The 23924-nt window shown below is 34.3% G+C and carries 17 protein-coding genes; 1 reads left to right on the top strand and 16 read right to left on the bottom strand.

Annotated features, from left to right (window positions below; all coding sequences use genetic code 11):
- Positions 1-57: 57 nt before the first annotated feature.
- The gene (gene dnaN / locus ACLMCG_RS11415; protein ID WP_413959637.1) at positions 58-1188 is read right to left on the bottom strand and encodes a DNA polymerase III subunit beta; all 1131 of its coding nucleotides are present in this window, start codon (positions 1186-1188) and stop codon (positions 58-60) included.
- Positions 1189-1520: 332 nt separating this feature from the next.
- Between dnaN and ACLMCG_RS11410 the strand changes: the two genes are divergently transcribed.
- Positions 1521-1877: a diacylglycerol kinase family protein gene (locus ACLMCG_RS11410; RefSeq protein ID WP_413959636.1), complete on the top strand. Its 357-nt coding sequence runs from the start codon at positions 1521-1523 to the stop codon at positions 1875-1877.
- 152 nt (positions 1878-2029) lie between these two features.
- On the opposite strand, the gene ACLMCG_RS11405 is transcribed toward ACLMCG_RS11410, so the two are convergent.
- From ACLMCG_RS11405 to ACLMCG_RS11335, 15 genes are all read right to left on the bottom strand, one after another.
- A complete protein-coding gene (locus ACLMCG_RS11405) occupies positions 2030-2488 on the bottom strand; it encodes a GyrI-like domain-containing protein (RefSeq protein ID WP_413959635.1) in 459 nt (152 codons plus the stop codon).
- Positions 2489-2835: 347 nt separating this feature from the next.
- Complete coding sequence (locus ACLMCG_RS11400; RefSeq protein WP_413959634.1) at positions 2836-3168, bottom strand: gamma-glutamylcyclotransferase family protein; 333 nt, start codon at positions 3166-3168, stop codon at positions 2836-2838.
- Positions 3168-3797, bottom strand: coding sequence for an SGNH/GDSL hydrolase family protein (locus ACLMCG_RS11395; protein WP_413959633.1), 630 nt, complete (start codon positions 3795-3797; stop codon positions 3168-3170). The genes ACLMCG_RS11400 and ACLMCG_RS11395 overlap by 1 nt, the downstream gene beginning before the upstream one ends.
- A 346-nt stretch (positions 3798-4143) precedes the next feature.
- Positions 4144-4557: a ribonuclease inhibitor gene (locus ACLMCG_RS11390; RefSeq protein WP_413959632.1), complete on the bottom strand. Its 414-nt coding sequence runs from the start codon at positions 4555-4557 to the stop codon at positions 4144-4146.
- Complete coding sequence (locus tag ACLMCG_RS11385; RefSeq protein WP_413959631.1) at positions 4538-8233, bottom strand: phosphoribosylformylglycinamidine synthase; 3696 nt, start codon at positions 8231-8233, stop codon at positions 4538-4540. Before ACLMCG_RS11385 ends, ACLMCG_RS11390 begins: the two co-directional genes overlap by 20 nt.
- A gap of 189 nt (positions 8234-8422) precedes the next feature.
- The gene (locus ACLMCG_RS11380; RefSeq protein WP_413959630.1) at positions 8423-9394 is read right to left on the bottom strand and encodes a WG repeat-containing protein; all 972 of its coding nucleotides are present in this window, start codon (positions 9392-9394) and stop codon (positions 8423-8425) included.
- 51 nt (positions 9395-9445) lie between these two features.
- Entirely contained in the window at positions 9446-10873 is a 1428-nt protein-coding gene (gene purB, locus ACLMCG_RS11375) for an adenylosuccinate lyase (protein WP_034699682.1), read from the bottom strand.
- Between the two features lie 386 nt (positions 10874-11259).
- Positions 11260-11400, bottom strand: a complete 141-nt coding sequence (locus ACLMCG_RS11370) for a bacteriocin-like protein (RefSeq protein ID WP_413959629.1) — start codon at positions 11398-11400, stop codon at positions 11260-11262.
- A 1128-nt stretch (positions 11401-12528) separates the two neighbouring features.
- The gene (locus ACLMCG_RS11365) at positions 12529-14277 is read right to left on the bottom strand and encodes a CocE/NonD family hydrolase (protein WP_413959628.1); all 1749 of its coding nucleotides are present in this window, start codon (positions 14275-14277) and stop codon (positions 12529-12531) included.
- Between the two features lie 503 nt (positions 14278-14780).
- Positions 14781-15062: a hypothetical protein gene (locus ACLMCG_RS11360; RefSeq protein ID WP_413959627.1), complete on the bottom strand. Its 282-nt coding sequence runs from the start codon at positions 15060-15062 to the stop codon at positions 14781-14783.
- A gap of 53 nt (positions 15063-15115) precedes the next feature.
- On the bottom strand, positions 15116-15322 hold the full coding sequence (locus ACLMCG_RS11355) for a hypothetical protein (RefSeq protein ID WP_413959626.1): 207 nt from the start codon (positions 15320-15322) through the stop codon (positions 15116-15118).
- Between the two features lie 230 nt (positions 15323-15552).
- A complete protein-coding gene (locus ACLMCG_RS11350; protein WP_413959625.1) occupies positions 15553-16293 on the bottom strand; it encodes a hypothetical protein in 741 nt (246 codons plus the stop codon).
- Between the two features lies 1 nt (position 16294).
- Positions 16295-19807: a DUF6443 domain-containing protein gene (locus ACLMCG_RS11345; protein WP_413959624.1), complete on the bottom strand. Its 3513-nt coding sequence runs from the start codon at positions 19805-19807 to the stop codon at positions 16295-16297.
- A gap of 4 nt (positions 19808-19811) precedes the next feature.
- On the bottom strand, positions 19812-20828 hold the full coding sequence (locus ACLMCG_RS11340; protein WP_413959623.1) for a hypothetical protein: 1017 nt from the start codon (positions 20826-20828) through the stop codon (positions 19812-19814).
- A 13-nt stretch (positions 20829-20841) separates the two neighbouring features.
- Entirely contained in the window at positions 20842-23919 is a 3078-nt protein-coding gene (locus ACLMCG_RS11335; protein ID WP_413959622.1) for a hypothetical protein, read from the bottom strand.
- Between the last annotated feature and the right edge of the window lie 5 nt (positions 23920-23924).

The raw sequence follows: 23924 nt of genomic DNA, 5'->3' as shown, positions 1-23924 counted from the left end.
CAGGATTACAAAAAAAGCCGGAAAAATTCCAGCTTTCTTTTCTTTATATGGTTAATGTTACAATCCGATTACCGGCATTGATAACATTAAGATATTTTCGTTTTCTTCAAGACCATCAAGAGGTTCAATGATTCCTGGTCTGTTAGGTTGAGACATTTTCATCGTGATATCGTCAGATCCTAAAATAGTCAGCATTTCAGTTAAAAATTTAGAACTGAATCCGATATTGATGTCTTCTCCGTTATAGTCGCAAGGAATCTGCATGTCTGCTTTGTTGGCATATTCAGTATCTTCTGCATGAAGGTGAAGAATATTTCCGGAAAGCTTGAATCTTACCTGGTTGGTAGATTTGTTAGACATGATAGATGCTCTTTTTATAGCTCCCAACAAGAGATTTCTGTTGATTGTCAATACATTTGGATTTTCTTTTGGAATTACCGCTGTATAATTTGGATATTTACCATCAATAAGTCTACAGATCCAGATATGCTTACCAAAAGTAAACTTGGCCATATTCTCATTGAAGTCGATCGTAACGTCTTCATTGGAACTTGCCAGAATATTTTTGAAAATGTTCAGAGGTTTTTTAGGCATGATAAACTCCATCGGCTCAGCATTCATAAGGTCTGATCTTTTGTATACCACCAATCTGTGGGAGTCTGTAGATACGAAATTGGTTTCGTTTTCTCCAAACTGGAAAAGCACTCCTGTCATTACCGGACGAAGAGAATCATTACTTGTAGCGAATAGGGTGTTTGTCAAAGCTTCAGACAAAACTCCAGCCGGCATTGTAACACTTTGTGAAGCGTCAAATTCCGGTAATTCAGGATAGTCATCAGCATTGTCTAATGCTACTGCGAAATTATCTTTTTCATCTAAAATCTCAAGCTGGCTTCCTGTACCTTCGGCATTGTCTTTTACAACAAATGTCAGAGGCTGTTCACCATAGGTCTTGATAAAATCCTGAAAAATTTTAGCAGGAACAGCAAATTTACCTGTATCATCAGACTTTACTTCCAGAGAAGTAACAAGAGTTGTCTCGCCGTCAGATGCTGTAATGGTAACATTATTTCCGTCTAATTCAAAAAGATAGTTTTCTAAAATCGGTCTCGATTGAGAGCTTGATATTACGCCACTTACAGTTTGCAACGCCTTCTGCAGTTCACCACTTGAAATAATAAATTTCATAGATTTATAAAATAAGTTTCTACAAATATAATAAATAGATACAATAAAGAAAAGAATAATATGGAGGAGTTTTTCACAAATATCCTTAATCTGTTTTGAGCCTTGATATTATGCTTAAATTTCTTTTGATCTTATAATTTTCTTCAAAATATTCACTTTAATCGGATTTCTATTTGTACTTTTTTTCTTCAAAGCGCATTAAAACATGAGTATTGGAAGTAAAAAAGGATAAATATTGCTCATTTTCTTGCATAAAACCCCATTTCGAATATAAAAGATAATCCATACCAATCAAAATACAAAGCCTATCTTTGTGTGAAAAGTTCAGAATTATGCAAAAACCACCCATTCATAAAAGTTTTCTCAATGCTTTCCGGGGTGTTTTCATGATAATAAAGACGGAAAGGAATTTCCAGATTGAGCTTCTGGCATTCTTCGTAAATCTCTTTCTTATTTTTTATTTCAGACTGAGCAATACAGATGCAGCGTTGGTTTTCATCGCTTCGTTTGCTGTTTTAAGTGCCGAAATTTTCAATACAGCTATTGAAAAGATCTGTGATATCATCCAACCTGATTTCGACAAAAGAATTGGCTTTATTAAAGATATTGCGGCTGGTGCTGTTGTTTTGACATCCATTGCATCGGTGATTGTTGGGGTTTTGGTGTATGGAAAATATATTTTCAGGTAAAGAAATCTGAAATATTGCTGACAAATATTTAAGTTACATGCTTAACCACCCCGTCAAAAATTCTTTGAATTTTTGCCACCCCTCCAAATGAGGGGAATTTCACGTCTCCATTTCAAAAGTTGTGAAGGCAAAAAGCTTTTTACTTTTTTCTCTTATTTAACAGCAATTAAAATATCCACTTCGGCATCTGAAGGATCCTGAGCTTTTTCTCCATAGATTTCAAAATCGGCAGTAAATATTCTTCCGAGATCCATTTCCCAGATTTTCAACCATTCATTGATCACCAGGCCTTTTGAAAGGTCTCCTTTTGTGGTAAATTTCACATAATCTCCACCTTCAAAAGAATAACCTGTCATTCCTTCAGGAATATTGTCAAGGTTTTCCACTTTACACCCAAGAACTGTTGTATAGGGCTTTGTATGGTCTTTTTCGTAATCCGTATAAATAGAATAAAGGGTATTATCTTTTCTATTTGGTATTGAATTGACAATATCTTCGTTTATCATTTTCTCCCATAACATAGGAATATCTTTTGCTGCCTGCCCATTTTCATTGGTTGTTCTTACTGAGATTCCGATTACCTTAAAAGGTTTTATTTTTACGTTATTCATTATTAATTCTTTATGATAGAGCAAAGGTAAGAGAAGGTTGTGACAAGGGGCTGTCAGGAGTTTTTTAAATTGATTGAATAGGATATTGTTTTTAAGTTTTGGCTAAAGCCATTTTGAAGGTTAAGATTTTTACATAAACGGGCTAAAGCCCGTTCCTATTGAATTGAATTGAATTTCTGCAGCTATTTTCTTTTGGCATAGCCTATTCCAATTTTGTCTCTCCGTAGGAGTCTCAATATATTTTATAAATCAATTATTGTATAAATTCCTTGTCTTGCTTGGAATGACAAAGGTTTCGTTGGAATTTTATCTGAGATAGTGAGATTGCTTCGCTTTGCTCGCAATGACTATTTTCCGACGTAAATAAATCCTTTCTTCCCGGATTTAAAAACGGTTTCAATTCTTTTATAGTCATCTACTTCATATTCGTCAGCCTGAAGGATTTCTGCTTCTGTTACTTCAAAAAGCACTCCTTCTATCTGATCATCATCATTCCCAGAAAATTCAAGTACGGGATGGTATTTCTGACCACTTTTTCGCAGTACTTCAGGATCTGTAATTTCAAGCATTCTTAATTTGTATTCTGATAAGATATCTTTTTCACCTTGTAAAAGTCTTCCAAAGGTTTCCATTTGAACCTGCTCTTTCTGTAGGGTTCCGTAAGAAAATAGATTTGGCATTATAAATATTTTTCGATAATTGGTATAGCTACCTCAGCCATCATTCCATAGCCTTTTTCGTTGGGGTGCACTCCGTCTGCAGATAATAGAATCTCTTTATCTTCAAGGAAAGCAGAATAAAAATCAATATACCCCAGTGAATGTTCTGAGGCAAGATCTTTAAGGATCTGGTTATAGATAACAACTTCCCCATTTGTTCTTAATTTGCCTGAGCTTACCACTACTCCATCTATTTTTTGAGAAAAAGGGAGAATGCTCACAAGATAAATTTCGTTGGAAAATTCTTTGGCATGCGCGATGGCAGTAGTCATGTTGTTTTTAAATTTTTCAGGATCTACGATCTGTACTCCTTCTTTTATGGCAAGATCATTGGCTCCATAGCTTAAAAAAACGATGTTTCCATCAGTAGAATTTCTGGCACTGAGTTCGTGGGGAATTCTTTTCAGTAATCCTTCTGTAGTCTCTCCTCCGATTCCCAAATTGAATAAGATCAGTTCATCTCCATTTCCTTCGTGAAATTGCTGCAAGGCATATCTTTTCAAAATATCTACCCAGCCTCCAAAAATGCCATCATATTCTCCATAAGTAATGCTGTCACCGAAGAACAGCCCATAAATAATTTTCTTCATTCAATTCTTATTGTTTCCTTTTTGTTAAAGTAAAAATAGTGAGAAAAATTATTAATATCTTTCAACTTGCGTAGTTTTTAACGCAAAAGGCGCTAAGTATTTATATTTAATTCTTATGTTTTCGTTCGCAAAGGCGTTTCACTCAGCAATAGACGTATTTTTACCCTTGTTGCACGAAGTGATTTGAACCATTCTGATTTGTGAAGAGGTGAAGAATTATGAATGTAATAGTTGAAGCTATTATTAAGCAGACTGCTTTATTCATCGTTAATGAATCTTAAATTTCCTTAAAATCTTTATTATTCATAATGGTTTAAGATTCTAATTACTCATTGCTCATTACTTATCATTCCAGCTTCAATGCAATATTGCTATGTGACTGTATAATTTCCACCAGAATTTCAAAAAGAGTCTGCCCTTTTCCTTCGATCAAATCATCTAATTTCTGCTGAATCAATTCTATGTTGAATGGTTTTCCCTGTCTGATTTTATTGTTGTAGAATTCACGAGTGGCATCAAAACCAAGGTCTTGTTTTGATTTCTCTGATTCTTTCCAGATCATTTCAATTTCTTCTTTGCCTTCTATTACTCCGAAGCCTCCGTAGAGAATATCATCAAAGCCATCAAGCGTTCCGACTTTCCAATCTGCATCTTTCATCAGAACACTTGAAACTTCTTCGTAAAAGCCTGCTAAAGACGAAAAATGACCGCCATGGATGACGATCATTTTTCTTGTATTGTTATTTGAAGTATTCAACACCGTTTTTGAATATGTTGTGATAATTCGCGGTTGGTATATTTTTCATGAGACCTTCAGCAAATCGTTCCGGGTGTCCCATTCTTCCGTAGATCTTTCCGCATGGGCTGGTAACTCCTTCGATTCCGAATAATGAGTTATTCGGGTTGAACGGCATCCCGTGAGCGATATTTCCATCAAAGTCTATGTATTGAGTAGCGATTTGTCCGTTTTCATACAGCTTTTTGATTTCTTCTTCTGAAGCCATGAAACGTCCTTCTCCGTGGGAAATCGGAATAGTGAAAGTCTGATCTTTCATTCCTTTTAACCATGGGCTTTCATCATTCACCACTTTTACCGTCACCATCTGAGAGATGTGTCTTCTGATCGCATTGTGAGCTAACGTAGGAGAGTTTTCATCCAGATCTTTGATTCTTCCGTAAGGTAATAATCCTGACTTTACAAGCGCCTGGAATCCGTTACAGATACCGATAATCATACCATCTCTATCTAATAATTCATGAACTGCATTTTTCATTTTCTCGTTTTTCAGAACGTTTACAATGAATTTTGCAGAACCATCCGGCTCGTCACCTGCGGAGAATCCTCCGGAGAATGCAAGAATCTGAGATGTTCTGATTTCTTCTACCCACGCATCAATGCTTTCCTCCAATAATTGGTGGTTGATATTGATCAAAGGCAGGCTGCTCACTACAGCACCTTCTTTCTGGAATGCATTCAGCGTGTCATACTCACAGTTGGTTCCCGGGAATACCGGAGCGAATACTTTTGGCTGAGCAATTCCGTGTTTTTTAATAATGATATTTCTTGGGTGGATTGAGTTTGATTTTTCATCAATTTCAATCGTGATCTTTTCTTTTTCTACTGTTGGGAAAAGGTTTTCGAATGTATTTGTGTTAGCAGATACAAGGTCCACGATATTGGATTCAAGTCCGTTAATTTTTACAATACCTGAATCTTTTACTTCTCCGATAAGGTGAAGAACAGACGAGCTTAATTCTTCTTTCGCTTCAATGATTAAGCTACCGATATTTTTAGCCAATAAAACATTTTCATCAGCATTAACTTCAGCGCCCAATCTGTTTCCGAAGCTCATTTTCGCTAAAGCTACTGCAAGACCTCCTTCTTTTACTGTTTTCACAGAAACAATTTTTCCTGCTTTAATATTTTCGAAAATGAATTCAAAAACTTCTTTTAAAGCATCATAGTTTGGAAGTCCGCTTTCCTGAGCAATATGATTGAAGAAATACAGTTTGTTTCCTGCATTTTTCAGCTCAGGAGAGATGATATTTTCTTTATCTCCGTTGGCACATGCAAAAGAAATCAAGGTCGGTGGAACATTCAGATCCTGATACGTTCCACTCATGGAATCTTTACCTCCGATAGCTGCAAGACCTAAATTGATCTGAGCATCATAAGCTCCTAAAAGTGAAGCTAAAGGTTTACCCCATTTTTCCGGATTTTGTCCTAGTTTTTCGAAGTATTCCTGGAAGCTTAGTCTGATGTTTTTATAATCGCCTCCCATTGCTGCAATCTTCGCCACACTCTCTACTACAGCATAAGATGATCCTAGCAATGAGTTTTGTTTTGATATTTCAGCATCAAATCCCCAGCTTGCCAAAGAAACTGTTTTAATATCTTTTGCTCCTAAAATAGGGAGTGCCTGCACACTTCCTTCCATCAGAGTCTGCTGATATTTTCCACCTAAAGGCATTGCTACTGTTGTGGCTCCAATTGAAGAGTCGAACATTTCAAGCAATCCTTTTTGTGAAGCTACGTTTTTGTCTTTTAAGATATTCAGGAAGTTTTCTGCTGTGAAAGCTTTGGTTTCTTCTTTTACTTCTTCAAGGTGAGTGATTTTCACTTCCTGAGATTTTGAACATCCGTTGGTATCTAAGAAAGCTCTTGAAAGGTCTACAATTTTATCTCCTTTCCAGAACATCTGCATTCTTCCGGAATCTGTCACTTTTGCTACTTCTACCGCAACAATGTTTTCAGCTTCACAGAATTTGATGAATTTTTCTTTATCCTGAGGATCTACAACTACCGCCATTCTTTCCTGAGATTCAGAAATAGCCAGTTCGGTTCCGTTTAATCCTTCATATTTTAATGGTAATACATCCAGGTTTACTTCTAAAGAGTCTGCAATCTCACCAATTGCCACAGAAACACCTCCTGCTCCGAAGTCATTTGATTTTTTAATCAGCTTCGTTACTTCAGGATTTCTGAATAATCTCTGAATTTTACGTTCTTCTACAGCATTTCCTTTCTGAACTTCTGAACTCATGGTGTGGATAGAAGTCTCGTCCTGTTCTTTTGAACTTCCGCTTGCTCCTCCTACTCCGTCTCGACCTGTTGCTCCTCCTAAGATAATGATTGAATCCCCGTTTTCAGGTTTCTCACGTCTTACCCAGTCTACAGGAACAGCTCCGGTAACGAAACCTACTTCCATTCTCTTGGCTTTATAACCTTCGTCATAGATTTCAGAAACCATTGTTGTAGCAAGACCAATCTGGTTACCGTAAGATGAATATCCGTTGGCAGCCTGTTTTGTAATGGTTTTCTGAGGTAATTTTCCTGGTAATGTTTTATCAACTGGTTCCAAAACGTCTGCAGCACCTGTTAATCTCATTGCCTGGAAAACGAAAGATCTTCCGGATAACGGGTCTCTGATCGCACCTCCTAAACAAGTTGAAGCCCCACCAAACGGTTCAATTTCCGTAGGGTGATTGTGTGTTTCGTTTTTGAATAATAAATACCAAGGTTCTTTTTTACCGTCGTATTCTGCTTCGATCTGGATCGTACACGCATTGATCTCGTCTGAAATAACAAGATTATCCAGGTTTCCTGTTTTATGGAAATATTTACCACATACTGTTGCAAGATCCATTAGGGAAATTGGCTTCAATTCGCGGCCTAAGAATTTTCTTTTTTCGATATAATCATTGAAAATGGTTTCCAATGTGTGTTTGAACTGGCCTTCAAACTGAATGTCTGACAACTGTGTTTCAAAAGTCGTGTGACGACAGTGGTCGCTCCAATATGTGTCTAATACTTTTAATTCTGTTTCCGTAGGATTTCTTTCTTCAGTTTTGAAATATTCCTGAATAAATTTCAAGTCATCCAATCCTAAAGCAAAACCATGATTGTTGTAGAAGTTTTCAAGCTCTCCATCATTGAAATTGATGAAGTTTTCGTGGATAATTACTTTTGATGGTGTCTCATCTGCAGGAATATCAAGAATTGACAAGTCTTTTTCCTGAGATTCCACTTTGTTGATCAGAAGGTCTTTGATTTTAACTAAATCTGCTTCAGAAACTCCTTCAAATTCGATCAACTTTCCACTTCTTACTTTTGATTTTTCATTTTCTGTAAGCAACGCGATACACTGCTGCGCAGAATCTGCTCTCTGATCATACTGACCAGGCAAAAATTCCATTCCGAAATGAATAGCTTTTGCAGGGTTTTCTGTATGTAAAATATCAGTAACAGGGTCTACGAAAGTGTTATTCACCACTTTTTCAAATTCTCCGTCATTCAAGTTGAAAATATCATATACATTGTATACTTTCACACTTTGAACTGCCGGAACAACCGCTTTTACTTCATCAAAAATTTTTGGACTTTCAACATCGAAAATTCCTCTTTTTTCTACGAAAATTCTTTTGTTATTAGACATTAGATGTCAGATTTTTAATATTAGATTTATTTTTTCTTTTTACTATTATGAGTTAAAGTTTCTTTCTTTAAACCCATCTATATTGGAAATTTTTGAAGAGATTTCCCCTCCACTCATTACTCTGTACAAATTTAAAGGAATAAGTCATATCTTTTTCAAATTTGAACGGTAGAATTTCCAATTTTATCTTTATTTGTTGATAAATTTATTCGGATTGTCCTTATGTTCTTTCTGAAAGTCTTCTGCATTTTTTATTTCTTCTTTCAGCCAGTTTTCAAAAGGAATATTCTTTTCATTAAAATCCTCGATAGCATAAAATATTTTACCATCTTCTGAAACCAGAAATTTGAAACGATAAAGCATATCCAAGTCCTTCTTCCTATGATTATAAGTATTCACCTGATAATAAGGAAAGTTTTCTTTTGGTTTTTCTACAATTTCAAAAAACAGATTCTTTTCCTTTTCAGACAGTTTATTGTAAAAGTTTACATAATAAAGATCTGAAAGCTTTTTCTTCTGTTTTTCGAAGAACTGAAGAATATTCTTCTCTTCTTCATTGTATTGAAACGGATTCGGGTAGTATTTCCCGTCTATTTCAACATCCTTTTCTGTTGGTTTTGCCAATGGCTGAACAGTTTGTCCTTTGACGTTCATCACACCCCATTTTCCCCCTACAATTGCTCTGTGTTCATCATTGGTCTTTTCCCAATCACAGCCGTCACAAAAGGTGGCGTATCCGTAATTAAACGGAAATGCAAAGTCATGCTCAGCTTCAATAACAGTATTCCCGTTTCGGTTTGCGAATCCTACTTTACCATTTTTAACCAATCTTCTCAGTCCTTCAGAGAAATAATCTGCTCCATTGTCATAAAGGAATGGCTGATACAGAAATTTACCTTTTCTGTCGTACACATATCCCCATGCATTTTTCTCTGATTTTTCGCCTTCTTTACTGCCATCAAAAAGGATGGTTTCTCCTTCTACAGGATCTCCATCTTTTAGGAAGGAAAATATTTTGAACTGTGCAGGAACAATTATTTTTCCTGCTTTATCTTTTACTCCAACTAAAGAATCTTTGGATTTAAAGTAATGTAAATCCTCTTTACTCTGGGAAAAAGAAATGACTGGTGTTAATAGAATGGTTAATAGTAGTTTTTTCATATTAATTGGAGTGGGAAATAAAATATGCAGCCCAAAAGACTGCATATTGTTTTATACTTTAAGATCAGCTTCCAATCCTATTAAGTCTTTGTTTTGGTCTATAATCGGCTGCACTTCATTTTTAATGAATTCCTCCGTCTGGATCGGTGCGAAACCAATAAAGTTTTTAGGATCTAAAACTTCTTTCAGTTTTGATTTGTCTAGTTTTAAAGAATCATCGTTTAAGATTCTTTCAATAAGGTCGTTTTCTTTTCCTTCTTCTTTCACTTTCTTGGAAGCTTCCATAGAGTGAACTCTGATTACCTCGTGGATTTCCTGACGGTCACCACCGGCTTTTACTTCTTCCATGATGATGTATTCTGTCGCCATGAAAGGAAGTTCCTCCATAATGTGCTTGTTGATTCTGTTTGGGTAAACAACGATTCCGTTCATGATGTTATTCCAGATTAATAGAATTGCATCAACAGCTAAAAACGCCTGAGGAATTGTTAATCTCTTGTTCGCAGAGTCATCCAATGTTCTTTCAAACCATTGTGTAGAAGCTACCATTGCAGAACTTGTTGTCAGAGACATTACATATTTTGCCAATGCTCCGATTCTTTCACTTCTCATTGGGTTACGTTTGTAAGCCATTGCAGAAGAGCCGATCTGGTTTTTCTCGAATGGTTCTTCAATTTCCTTAAGGTTCTGAAGTAAACGTAAATCGTTTGTGAATTTATGTGCAGATTGTGCAATATTTCCTAATAAGGCAACTACTTTCGCATCAATTTTTCTATCGTAAGTCTGTCCGGAAACTCCGAACACTTTTTCGAAGCCGAATCTTTTTGAAAGTTCTTTATCTAAGTGTTTTACTTTAGAATAATCACCGTTGAACAATTCAAGGAAACTTGCAGCTGTTCCTGTAGTTCCTTTTACTCCTCTGAAACGTAGGGTTTCAAGGAAGAAATCCAATTCTTCGATGTCAAGAACCAAACTCTGTAACCAAAGGGTAGCTCTTTTCCCAACTGTCGTCAACTGAGCTGGCTGGAAGTGTGTAAATCCTAAAGTTGGAAGGTCTTTGTACTGAATTGCAAAATCCGAAAGATTTTTCATCACGTTCACCAACTTTTTCTTTAAGATTAAAAGTCCGTCACGGATTTGAATTAAGTCTGTATTGTCTCCTACAAAAGCCGAAGTAGCTCCCAGGTGAATAATTCCTTTTGCTGAAGGCGCCACATCACCATAGGCATGAACGTGAGCCATTACATCATGACGGAATTTTTTTTCGTACTCTGCAGCTTTTACGTAATCGATGTTTTCAGCATTAGCTTTTAACTCAGCGATCTGCTCGTCTGTAATTTCAAGTCCAAGGTCTTTTTCGATTTCAGCAAGAGCTATCCAAAGCTTTCTCCAATTCTGGAATTTGTTATTGTGTGAGAAGTTAAATAACATTTCTTCACTGGAGTAGCGCTCTTCCAATGGATTTTTGTAGGAATTCATTCGTTCTTTTACTTTTTAGATGTACAAAAATACGGTTTTTCAGTGAGAGATAAAAATCCTGCTTTTATGATTTTTCAACCATATTCCGAATCAAATAAAAGATTTTCATTTAAACTTTTGCCTTAAAGGAAAAGTATGCAAAAGTTCAAGGCTGGAATCATCTGCTAAAATTTAAATGTACTCCTAAAATTTCCAAACTCGCATGGATCACATGCTTCTTCTTCGGCTCTAAATTTCGTCCATGCTCAGACAGTGGAATTTTTTAACGGATTTCATTTAAATTTTCTTAACGCTCCTGATTCCTAAGTTAATTAATGAATAGAACATAAAATAGGCTATCCCATTTCTGAGACAGCCTGTTTTTTACATTATTTTCATGAATCAAATTAATCAATAAGCCCGCATGATGATCCTACAGGAATACATTTTTTTACAAATGAACACCAAAAATATCCCGGCAGACACATTGGGATACCTCCCTGAACAATTTTCAATTCTCTTTTTGAAAGTTTTCTTAGATTTTTCATGATAACATTTTTTGATTTTTTTCCTACTCTATATGCTTTTCGGATTACGCTTTAATTTGGTAGTTCCAATATACAGATTTTTTGGACAAAAAAACATAACAAATTAATTTTATACGACTTACATTTTAGTAATTTCTAAAAAACAATCATAAACTGCCATTATTAAATAGACAGGAAGTTCAGTTTCTTCTTCTAATAAATCCAATAAAAAAATAGAGACCAATTGACAACACTATTGAAATTCCTAATGTAAAATAAGTTTGAAAGGGAATAGTGTGGCTACTACCAAGTGTCATTAATAAATACAGTACAAGAAACAGAAAGCAAAGAATACTTATCCATTGTAATATTTTCAATATTATTTTTATTTTCCCAGTCATTATATTTAGTCTAATACATTTTTTATCCAGTAAGAATAGGACTGTTGGGATAATGCAAATGCCAAAATAAAAAAACTAATTTTAAAAAATAAATTCTCCTTCCGATAAATAAAAATAACATAATACATATATGAAAGCAAAACTGGAACAAGATATACAATAATCATCATATTCTCCATTGCGGTAACACTATCTTTAACTTTAGACACATTTATAAGTCTGTCCAGTTTAAAAACATTATAATATACTATTAAAAAATATAAAAGATTTATGCTGAAAATTATTAATGTATGAAACAAAAACCGACTCATCAGTTTTAGAATAAGATGTAGGTTGAATGATATCATTAGTTTATGTGATTATTAGTTTAATTAAATGGATTTAAAATTGGGTTCAAAAATATAAAATTTTACACTTCTGCTTTACTGATAAAGATAAATGTATTCAAAATGGCTACAGACCATTGAAACAACAGTTTGGGAAATTTTTCTTAGGGTAACAATAAAAACTATTGCAGTGCAATGACCTTATTTTATCTATGAACATAAAGAGAAACGAGGGCTCAAAATATTACTTTTGAAGTCTCCCAGAAAAAATAAATAATATCCAATATAGAAAACCAAAAATAACATCAAATATTATGTTAGCTGATTTTAATTGATGAGAAACTATAATATTATATATAATATCAATTACTATGATAATTCCACAAAATTTCAATAAATATATAATTGCGGTAATACTATTTTTACTCTTCATTTAACACCGGTATTTTAACATAACTATCATTGTACCATTTGATTTTCAAAGGAACGGAAGCATCTTTTATGGTTTCTGTACTGACGTCTTTTCCTGTTCCGTAATTCAACTGTGAAAACGGGTTTTTATTAACATCAATTTTCACTACAATTCTACTTCCTTTCTGAAGTTTTTTGCTTACAAAATGGCTATTGGTGAATTCTATCCAGGTTTTATCTCCAGGCTTCAGAAGATTTCTTTTGGTAATATCTTTTGCATAGCTGGCTCTTCCAATATAATATGACAAATGAAAATATTTTCCTTCGGGAGTCAATTCATATAAAGTCACTCCCACATCCACATCTTTTTTATTAATAGAAATATGAAGCCCTCCTAAAAAAGAGCCGTTCACAATCACTGGTTTTTCTACCGGATTGCTGGTAAAAATGAAACCTGAACTTTTATCCAGCTCATTTTTCTCTATTGGAGATGGATAATAATCGCTATTGCCGCTTAATTTTCGATCTTTAAAGTCAACTGTTTGTGAAAGGAATGTATTTTTATTGAAAGTTTTCGAATCCAGAAAATACGTTCCATCCTTTTTTTGATTAGAAAGATAAAATTTCAGAACATCATTGTTCATTTTTTCAAAGGAGGGAGCACTGCGCCATTCATTGGCTCCCATTACTTCATAATTGATTTTATTTTTAAGAGCTGATGGTTTCGGTCCATTTTTCAGGATATGTTCAAACCATTCGTAGGTGATTTTATTAATATCAAAGAGAGCGACATCATCCACTTTGTATTCGTTCACTTCTTTTTCGCCTCCTTGTTGGGTTCCAAAATGTCCATATGGGCCAATAATCAGATAAAATGGAGTATTTGGGCTATACTTCTGCAATTCTTTAAGATAATAAATACTGGAATTCTGGGAATCATTATAATAGCCATCAAAAGCCAGAACCGGAATATTGATTTGTTTGAAATCTTCTTTATAGGGAGCCATTTTTTGCCAGTATTCATCAAAATCCGGATGGCTTATCCATCGTTGAAACCATCTGTTTGGAGTACCATCAATACTGTCCATTTTATGATATGCTTCTCCTTTATCCCACCAGTTAAACATCATTGCTCTGAAACGCTTTCTATCATTTCCTGTTTCATTGTCCAGATACTTGTTGTTTCCTACATAAAACGCCCATTCATAATTGGGATTAATGAAAATGTTATTTTCCATAGGAAGTCCCATTCCAGGACGGTTTGCTACATAAGGAACAATCGTTTTCAATGCCGGATGAAGTGTTTTGCAAGCTGCCCACTGGCTGAAACCATTGTAACTGCCTCCATACATTCCTATACTTCCATTACACCATTTCTGCTGACTGATCCAATCTATCACATCATACGTATCATTGGCTTCAAATTCATAAGGATTTATATCATCCGGGCTCAGTCTTTTACCACGGGCATAAGTCATAACCCCTATATACCCTTTATCAGCAGCATTCTTCAAACTTTGAAGATCCCGCCCTGTATCGCGAACATAAATGGTAAACTGAAAAATCACTGGAAGAGGTTCTTTCTCCCCTTTCTTCTTTACAATCATCGCCGAAATCATCGCTCCATCTCTGGTTTTTATCATCACACTATCCTCGATATCATAAGAATTATCCGGAGTTTTAGCAATTGTAGAAGTAGTCTGCTGCCCTTGAACAGAAACAACTGTACATAGAAAAAGAATGAACAGGTATTTTATCATTTTTCCTTTTTTTGTTGACCAAGATACTAAAAAAACACTGTGGTAACAGTGTTTTTGTTTTACTTGTGGATATGAGCGAGACGCTCGTGCCAGCGGGTGAGATAGGGATTTTTATTATTATAAATTTATCCATTCTTCTCCTTGCCATATTATAATATTTTTATTTTTTATATATACATTACTATGATAATAAGGTTCAAATTCATAAAAACACTGATCAAAATAAGGTAAATTTATTATAAAATAATTGCTATTGCCTACATCTAAAATATAATCTGGTAAAATACTGTATCTTAATCGATTGTAATAGAATGTTTTCCCACTAGGTTTAAAAATTAAAGCCAAGGAAAATTGATTATTCATACCAAAAAGGGAATATTCATTCTTTGAGATTACAATTTTATTGTTTTTAGTTTCAATTTGTTTAGATGTATAATAATTAAACAAAATATTAAACTCTGGTGTTGGTATTGATGTTTCAAAGTCTTTTGATAATTGAATATCTATATAAATACTATCTTGAGAGCCTTTATTACCTTTTTTAATTCGTATTTATATCCTGGCTGCTCTTTATAGTAATTTTCACTAGTCAAGTCTAAAACATCATTACTTATTTTTTTCCACTGTTCAGTAGATAAAATATCACATTGATCTAAAGCTAAATGTCCCAAATTCTGCGTATTGTAAAGAATATATAAGCCATTATTCTTAAACTCTATTTTATCTGTTCGATCTTTTTTTAATATAAACTCCGGTTTTAAAATCGTCTTTAAATTTTTGAGCATTAAAAATTTGTATAGTCAAAATCACAATCGCGCTTATAACAATTTTATTCATTTTATTTCTTTTTAGGATTTTCTAATGCTTTATATGTTGTACCATCACCAATCTGCATTAATGTTGTTTCATTAATATCATTTAAAGAATTTGCTGATACAGGATAGCTACTTTCATCATATGAGAAACCTACTTTATAAGCTTCAACTTCTAATGCTCTTCCTTTTGCATAATCTTGCTTATCTTTAGTTATGGCAGGATTAAGCAATTGACCGCTCTTGTTAAATCTTAAACCTCCAGCTTCATACCCTTGACCTACGACCTACGTGACGAGATTCATGCAAATGCAATGAGGTATTAGATCCTTCAATATTGATTCTTTCCTTACCATCTTCACCAGTTGTTTTTAAAACCCCATGAGTGCCATATACTTTGTAATTCTTGTAGGTTACATAAACACGTTTACAGTAAAACGAAACTCAAATAATAAGTTTTTATTTATTGTCTTATCCATTTTTCCCCTTTCCACATTAAAGTATTTTTATTTTTTATAAAAATGTAATTATGATAATACGGCTCAAAATCAAAAAAGCACTGATTAAAATGTGGCAAATTAATTGTGATATAATTATACTTATCTGTATCTATATCCTCTCTAAGTATTTCAAACATTGTTCTGCTCCTGTAAAGAGTAACTCCTGAAACATCATCAACATCTAATCTAAGACCAATCCGATTTATATTTGCAGGGTTCATTAATAAATACTTATCTTTAGACAAAACAATCTCTTTTTTATTTGTTGTATACCACTTCCCATCATTGAAACGATAAGTAAATTTGACTGGATGATAATCTTCTGGAAAAATTATTTTAAGATAAATACTATCATTTGATGATTTTTTTTCTTTTTTCAGTTCATATTTAAATCCATCTTGCTTTAAATAATAGTTTTCACTGGTTATATCAACAATATCATTACTTATCTGTTTCCATTGCCCTTTTGAGGCATAATCACACTGTTCAATGGTAGGACTAAAATTAGCAGGCGCGTGTGATAATATGTATGTATTATCTGATTTTAATATTAAATGACCATAATTATTATTGTCAGATAATGCTTGATACAAAACTTGATTTTCTAATTTATATATTCCTGTAACGTTTTCTTTTTCGGATACAGTAGTTAATGATTTACAAGATATTACAAATATTAATAAAAATTTAATTATATTTTTCATATTATTTACTGTCTAATTTTTCATATACAACTGTTCCGTCACTAGTCTTTATATCCATTAAAGATTTATCATTAATATCATCTAAAGATTTTGCAGGTAAAGGATAGCTACTTGTATCAAAAGAATATCCCGTTTTGTAAGCTTCAACTTCAAAACCTCTCCCTTGAGCTTTATCTATTTTTCCATTAGTTAATTTTGCTGGATTTAGCAATTGTCCTTTACTATTAAATTTCATACCTCCTGCTTCATAACCTTGTCCAACGTGACGTATTTCATGTAAATGCAATCCTGTTGCAGTTCCTTCTATATTTATTCTCTCTTTACCATCTTTATCTGTCGTTTTTATCACGCCATGTGTTCCATCAGACTGGCTAGGACCAGTCAGATAAAATACTTCTTTGGCATTTGCAATAGTCTGAATGTCTTTAAGGGACTGATTCATGTTTCCAAGCATTTTATTATTTTCAGCTAATTCAGCATTTAATTTTGTAAGTTTTTTATCGCTTAATCCTCCTTTATCAATTTTTGCCTGAATATCAGCATTGCTTTTGTTTAGCTTATCAATTCTATTATTAACATTTTTTGTTAATCTTTCTTGGTCTTTTGGCTCTCCCCAAGTTCTACCATCAGGATCAATAAATCTCATAGGATTATCTCCTGCATAAACATAAGGTGTCCATCTTCTTGTTTTCTCCGCCAACGGATCAACAATACCCCACCTTCCCAAATCCGGCATATACATCCTAGCTCCATAATCATACATCCCTGTTTCTTGGAGTTCTTTTCCGTTGTACTTGTACTTATATGCTGGATTTCCTGTTAATCCGTTATATCCCTCATGCTTTAATCCAAAAGGATAATAATTACCCTCCTCAATGATCTCTGTTCCTGCTCCATTCTTAGCGTAGCTCAATCTGGTATTTCCAAGGTGGTCTGTATAATTGTATACATACTTTCCGGTCTCAACATTAAAATACCCTTCTGCTGTAGGGAAGAATTTCAATATGGAATTAGTATATTGAAAACCATCCAGATAATCAGTTGTTTCTGTTCCGAAAACCTTTCTTACCTTCACTCCATCTGCTCGGTAAATATAATCTGTTACTTTGGAGTTTTGGGTAATCTTTCCTGGTAAATTTAGATAATTATATTGGATGGAAGAAATTCCTTTATCCAATTGAGTGGTCATATTACCATTTACATCGTAAGTAATGGTATTTCCTGTACTTCCTGAGGCTAAAGGATATCCACTGATGGCATTTCCTGTTCCGATTTCTTTTAAGTAAGATAACTTATTACTTTGCTCCCCATTTTCATAGTGATATTCAAGATTATCCATTACTTCAGGGGCTGTGTATCCCGGAAGCTGTTTTCCTCTTCTTAAAAGACTTTTTATATTTCCGTTAAGGTCATAGGTCAGCTGCTCGTGGTATTCTCCTCTTTCTAAATTCATGGCATCCCAGAAACGTCCTTCTTTAAGTCGGTTAAGAGCGTCATATTCATAGGAGTAATTTCTCAGTACCGCATCATTCTGTGTAATCCATGACATCTGAGAAATATTTCCATTATATCTGGCAGAACCTGAAAACTGACTGCTAGGGTTATTATAACGAAGTTCATAAGCAAAAAGTTTATTTTGCAAATTGGCAGGATCATTCACTTTTGTCATCCAGCCTCTAATGTTGTAGGCATATTTGACACTCTGTAGTGGACTGCCTGTGGTATTTCCTACATTTTTAGTCCGCAATTGCCCCAGATCATTATACAGATTTTCTGCCAACAATTCCTGAGAACCTCCGTTCACCTGATTCCAATGTCTGACTAATCTTTCCTGGTGATCATATTCAAAGGTTTCTTTGATGTTTATTTTTGTCTCGTTTGCAGATCTTTTATGTTCAACAAGGCTGTACTCCGGTACTCCTGAAAACTTCAGTAAGCTTTCGGTCTTCGTATATCCTCCAAGGTGGCTCAAAGAGTGCGTTGCAATTGGCCTTCCTTTCTTATCATAATATGTATAGACTTTTGTCCAACCGTCATTTTCAACATTTTTAGTATAAGATGCTGTTGGTAGACTTTTAGTACTTACATCTGAATTCTGTGTAGTCTGAGGCAATACTTCCTGCCCTATGACTGTACTTACTGCTGGTGCTCCCTGAGGATAGGTATCATAATAATTTACTGTAAGAAGCTTATCAATAGTTGTAGGATACGAAGCACTACCATATTCAATACTGATTCCGTTCAGGGTAAGACTTCCTCCGCGGGTTTCATAAGTATCAGTAGATTGATTATCAATAGTATTCTGTATTGTATTTCTTGAGTTGGTATCTCTTGAAATTCCTGTATACACTACTCTTCCGAAACGATCATATTTCGTAAAGATCCATGACTGGTCAGCTGAAAAGTTTGCAATTCCATTTTTGAGGGCAATATCACGATACAGGATAATCTGATCTTTTTTGTTGTATACCATTTGCTCCCAGCCTTTTCCGGGAAGTTTCTTTTCTACCAGTCTTTTTTTACCATCATATTTATACTGATAGCACAGATGTTCCAGTGCTGAACCTGAAACGCTTGCACCGGCAGAAGCTAAAGGGGGAATAACAAATGCCAGCTGGTCATATTCATTATAAACATAATAGGTATCTGCATTTTCTGAGGAACTGATGACTTTTCTTACCAACAGGGTTTGCCCCTGACCATTTTTAAATTCTATGGTTTTATTATTGTCTTCATCGGTTACCGTATTTTTATACAGCTGTGCGTCCCCATAGCTTCCGGATAATACAAGCTGAGAAGAAGTGGCTCCATCAACCCATGTGGTAACAGTGGTAAATTTTTTAACCTCACCCGTCGTGTTGGTTTCATATCCAAAAACAACCGGTTTGTTCTGCCAGTCAGTTCCCGGATTTTTCTGATTTAAAATTCTATCTAGTGGAGAATTTTCAAGGGTTTTGTGGCTAAAAGGAAAAGAATCATTGATACCATTGGACTGATAGTAGCTGTTTGCACTGCCTTCTACATTGGTCTGGATATTTCCACTCAATGTGTTCATAGGAACTGGCAGCCAGCTATCAACCTGCCTTCCAAAATTATCATAAGGAATAGGGGTTACCAGATCTTTTCCGGTAGGAGTAGATTTAATACTCACAGATTGTTTCGGCCTTCCCAACCCATCAAAAAACTGAACACTTTGTATTTGTTGAAGAGATCCGTCTGAAACCGCAGTCGGTACTAAATACTGTCTGGTATAAATATAGTTTTCAGTCGTGGGAATATTGGACGAATAATTGACTGTAATGGGAGTATAAGTTTCCCCATTGCCAGATGATGATCCTCCAATATAAGCCCGGAAAGTTCCATTGGCGGAACTGAACTTAAACCCTGGAAGCATCCGTATACTCTGAGGGTCTACTACTTCAGTATTCGGAGCAGGAGGAGCGGTTAAAACCACCTGTCCAAAGTGATGAAGACTCCATAGCAACCCAATGCTTATATATATTTTTCTATACATTGTACTATTTTAATGGGGTTGTATGGGACTTCATCATAAGAAACTGTTCTTTCAATTCTTTAATTTCTGAAACAACGTTTTTCAGTTCTGAATTTTCTCCTTCTAATTTCTGTATTTTTTCCTGCTGGTCTTTCAACTGTCTCTCTTGTTTAATGGCATACAGGGTAAGCTCTTCGATTTTCTGTAATAATTTGATCTGAAATTCGCCAACATTTACGCCTTCTTTTTCCATTACCCTGGCAGAAGCTATTTCGGGAAGGTGCTTTTTCTCTTTAATATGTTTAGCTACTTCTTCCAGATTGGGAAGGTTGTAGTTTTCTTCAAATACGAAGTCTGCGGTTGGAGTGAGCGTTACTTTGATTTCTTTGGCTTCCAGCTTACCTTGTAGTAAGGCATTTCCGGTAGAAGAAATTCTCATGATTTCTGGCATCGAAACAGGTGAATCTATGGCTACTTGTTGGGAAGAAGATGCCAATAATCTGAAACCTTCATTATCAAGCGTAAGGGCTGTTTTTACAAAGTTCCCTTCCCCACTGCTTGAAAGCCATCCTACATTTGTACCATTGGCTTTTACGCCATAACTCATATAAGAGGAGCCTGTGCTTCGTAATGCTCCCCAGTTATTCATCGAACCACTGGCGTAAGGGATAGAAAAAGCATTAATTCCGGTCACAGAATCACCAGCTCCTGCCATAATAGTGCCTGCTACATGAAGCTGACTTAAGGGGGTCACCGTTCCTATTCCAACATATCCGTTACTGTCATTGATGACAAGTTTTGGATTGGTATAATCTCCTTTGGATACAATCCACTGGCTGCCATGCAAATCACCAAAAAACCACCCATTAGTTCCATTAAAATATTGGGTTTGAATCCCACGGATAAATCCTCCATCATTGGTACTTCTTTTTAAATATAGGATAGGAGAAGGACTCTGAATAGTTACATCAGAGAATACTCCTTGTTGGGCAAAAGATAATTGAGTTGCTAAAATTCCTGCAATGAATAGTATTTTTTTCATAATTTAAGTTTTTTTATTGTTTGTAGTTATATTTAAATTCTTTTAATAAGTTTCCTGTCTGGCTGTTTTCTCTGATTTCTTTAAGCCTGTTCGCTGAGTCATAGAGATATACTTCTCTGATACCTGATGGTGGAGTGATACTTCGAACTCCGATTAATGGATCATAGGTGTATGTAGTGATCTGATAGTTTGGCAAACTATTTCTGAATGAATTCAATACCGACAATACAGCAGATTCATCATTATTACGCCCTGCTAAAGCATCAGTGTCAGAAGCATTAACAATACTGTCAATAAATGATTGTTGGATATCAGATAGTTTTGCACCCTCTATTTTTGCAATGGGCTGGGTTTGGTTATAACCCCAGATAATTACTGTTGAAAGACCGTCCTTGGTGGTGTATTGCTGAATATTACCCTTACTGTCATATTGATCGTAAGTAATTTCTGTAGTTGCTGAACTCAGGGTTTGAAGATCATAAGATACAGATGAACTGGGATAAATATTTGCTGGATTATCGTATTTCGTTTCAATTTTTGATATAATTTTCCCCGCAACATTGATATTCTGTTTCTCCAATACTGATGTTTCTAGAGAGGTATCTACAATATTAGCATCGATTAACTTCTGGTTTCCTTTATCATGTGCATACTGATAATATGTTTCAGTAATCTTACCATTAATATCGGTATTTTTTACCTTAGATAAGTTTACCTTATTAATACCATTATAAAAATATTCTGACCTAGAGGTTAATATTTTATTATTAACAATATCATCAGAAATAGTTTGATTCAGTGAGAACGAACCTCCGAATAGTTTAAAAAAATATTTTGTTCTTAATCTATCTGCTACATAAGTGGCAAAATTACCAGCCAAAATTTCAGAAACATCCATAAATTCGGTATTTGAAGATTTAAGCTTCATAAAATTCTGATCATATACTTCCTGTTTATATAGTTTTCCTCTTTTGTAATTGTTTGACCGATAAGGTAAATTGATATTAGCCATATTGGGTGGAAAATAGTTTATATCCAATATACCTAGATTATTATCAACACTTTTATATGCTGGACTATCCGGGTACATCTTATAGTCTGTAAAATAATACTTTACGAATCCTTTATTGTTCTCAATTTCCGTAACTTCAGAGTATTGAACAGGGAATGAATTCATAGCTGTTTCAATAAAGTTATCTGAATATGCATTCAGTTCCTCATAAGTACCGGTTGGAAGTTCTGCCTTTCCATAAATTACATTCCGGTAAAAACTGGAGAGAATTCCACTTGAATTAGTATTAACTCCAGTAGGCGAATAATTACTTATATATTTATATTCTTTAGTTCCTATTTTAGTTCCATCATTTGAATAGTTAATAATTTTATTAATACGTCCACCACTTACAATTCCTTGTGATTGAATCAATGTATTTTTAAATTGAGAGGAGGAATTTCTATCAATTTTTTCACTATATTGATGTGGTTCATAAATAAATTCACTCTTTCCTCTAGTAGGGTAAGTAATGGTTTTAAGAAGTGATATTGAACATAATGAAGAATCAGCTTCTCTTGTATTATCCGTTATGGTATAGTCTCCAGTATTCTTATTTATTGTGAAATTTGGAATCATATTCATTCTGGGCTTATTATTGAAATATCCCCAATAATCAACTAATACTGAAGTTTCATCGGGAAGTGTACTTTTATTATAATAATCAAAATTATATTCTTGCAAAAAATCCTGTAATTGAGGATCTTTTTTAAACATCTTTACTTTTTCAAGAAAGAAATAATCTTTGTATCGGTAATAGTCTAATCCAACTTCTTTCACAATATTAGTTCCAGTAATATCATAGAACAATATGTTTCTGAGCTTTAAAGATGGAATGTTATAAGTAGCAGCTTTCTCAAATCTTTCAAAATTAAATGTTACTAAATTTTTCCCATTCAATGTAATTGAACTGGGAAAGCTTTTTTTTGTAGCAGAGTATGTATTTGTTACACCGTTGGCATATGTACTTGTATTTCCCCAATAGATAGTACCATCAAATAATAAGTTTCCACTACTTGTATTATAATTATCATTGGTCGCAGTGATTTCCTGTTTAGAAATCATATTATGATCAAACATTAATAAGAATGGTTCCTGTGCCCAAGTAATAATATCTCTGTCCATGCAGAAATTTCTATCAGCAATTTTAGCATTTTCTACTCTATACTTTATTTCCAGAATATTAGAATTAGGATACTCAATTTTATAAAGATTCCATGCTGTAATAGTAAATCTATTTTCTGAAGACTGTTGTGGTAAAAGATTATAAGAAATTTCTAAATTTTCATAATTTCCCCCAAAATAATATTTTATACCTTTTTCATCTGTAATGATCATAGTGGTAGGTTTTGTCAGACATTTTGAACCATTTGTTAACTGGGAATTAAGAGGCTGCTTGGACGATAATTGTGAAACATCAATTTTCAGATTTTTATTATCTGAAACTATAATAGGCTTCATGTCATTTCCAATAAAAAAATATCCACTATTTCCCATAAAATTGAAGCTGAATTTGTCGGGTTCAATTTCAAAACTGTAGGTTCCTGTTTTAATACCTATTCCTCCATTTCCACTAGTAAGCATATTATAATTTTGATTATAAATATCATAATTTATTTTACCAGATGTTTTAACACCTTCTAAATACCCATACAAACTATTTGAAGATTGTGGCCAGTCACTAAAAAAATCATCAGGTAATCCTCTCACTTCTCTACTGATTGATCCTCCTATATCTAATGACCAGTCTAATCCAACATAATTGGATTTTTTAGATGGGACAAATCCAGTTCCATAGTATCTTAGCCCTATATCATAAGTATTTCCATTGTAAAGATCACCATAACTAAAAAGATTGACATCATAAGCAACGCTACCAGTATTTAAACTGACAGGAATATTTCCAAACTTTTCAATACTATAAGTTTGAGGAGATTTTATGACAGGTATATTACTTTGACCAAAATAAATGGAAGCCGTTAATGTTGCAAATACAGATGTTACTACTCTATTTTTTATACTTAATTGTCTTTTCTTCATCGTGT

The organism is Chryseobacterium sp. S90 (assembly GCF_047444895.1).
In the GTDB taxonomy this organism is placed as follows: Bacteria; Bacteroidota; Bacteroidia; order Flavobacteriales; family Weeksellaceae; genus Chryseobacterium.
The sequence above is the reverse complement of the archived record's forward strand: the minus strand, read 5'-3'. Positions and strand labels throughout refer to the sequence as shown.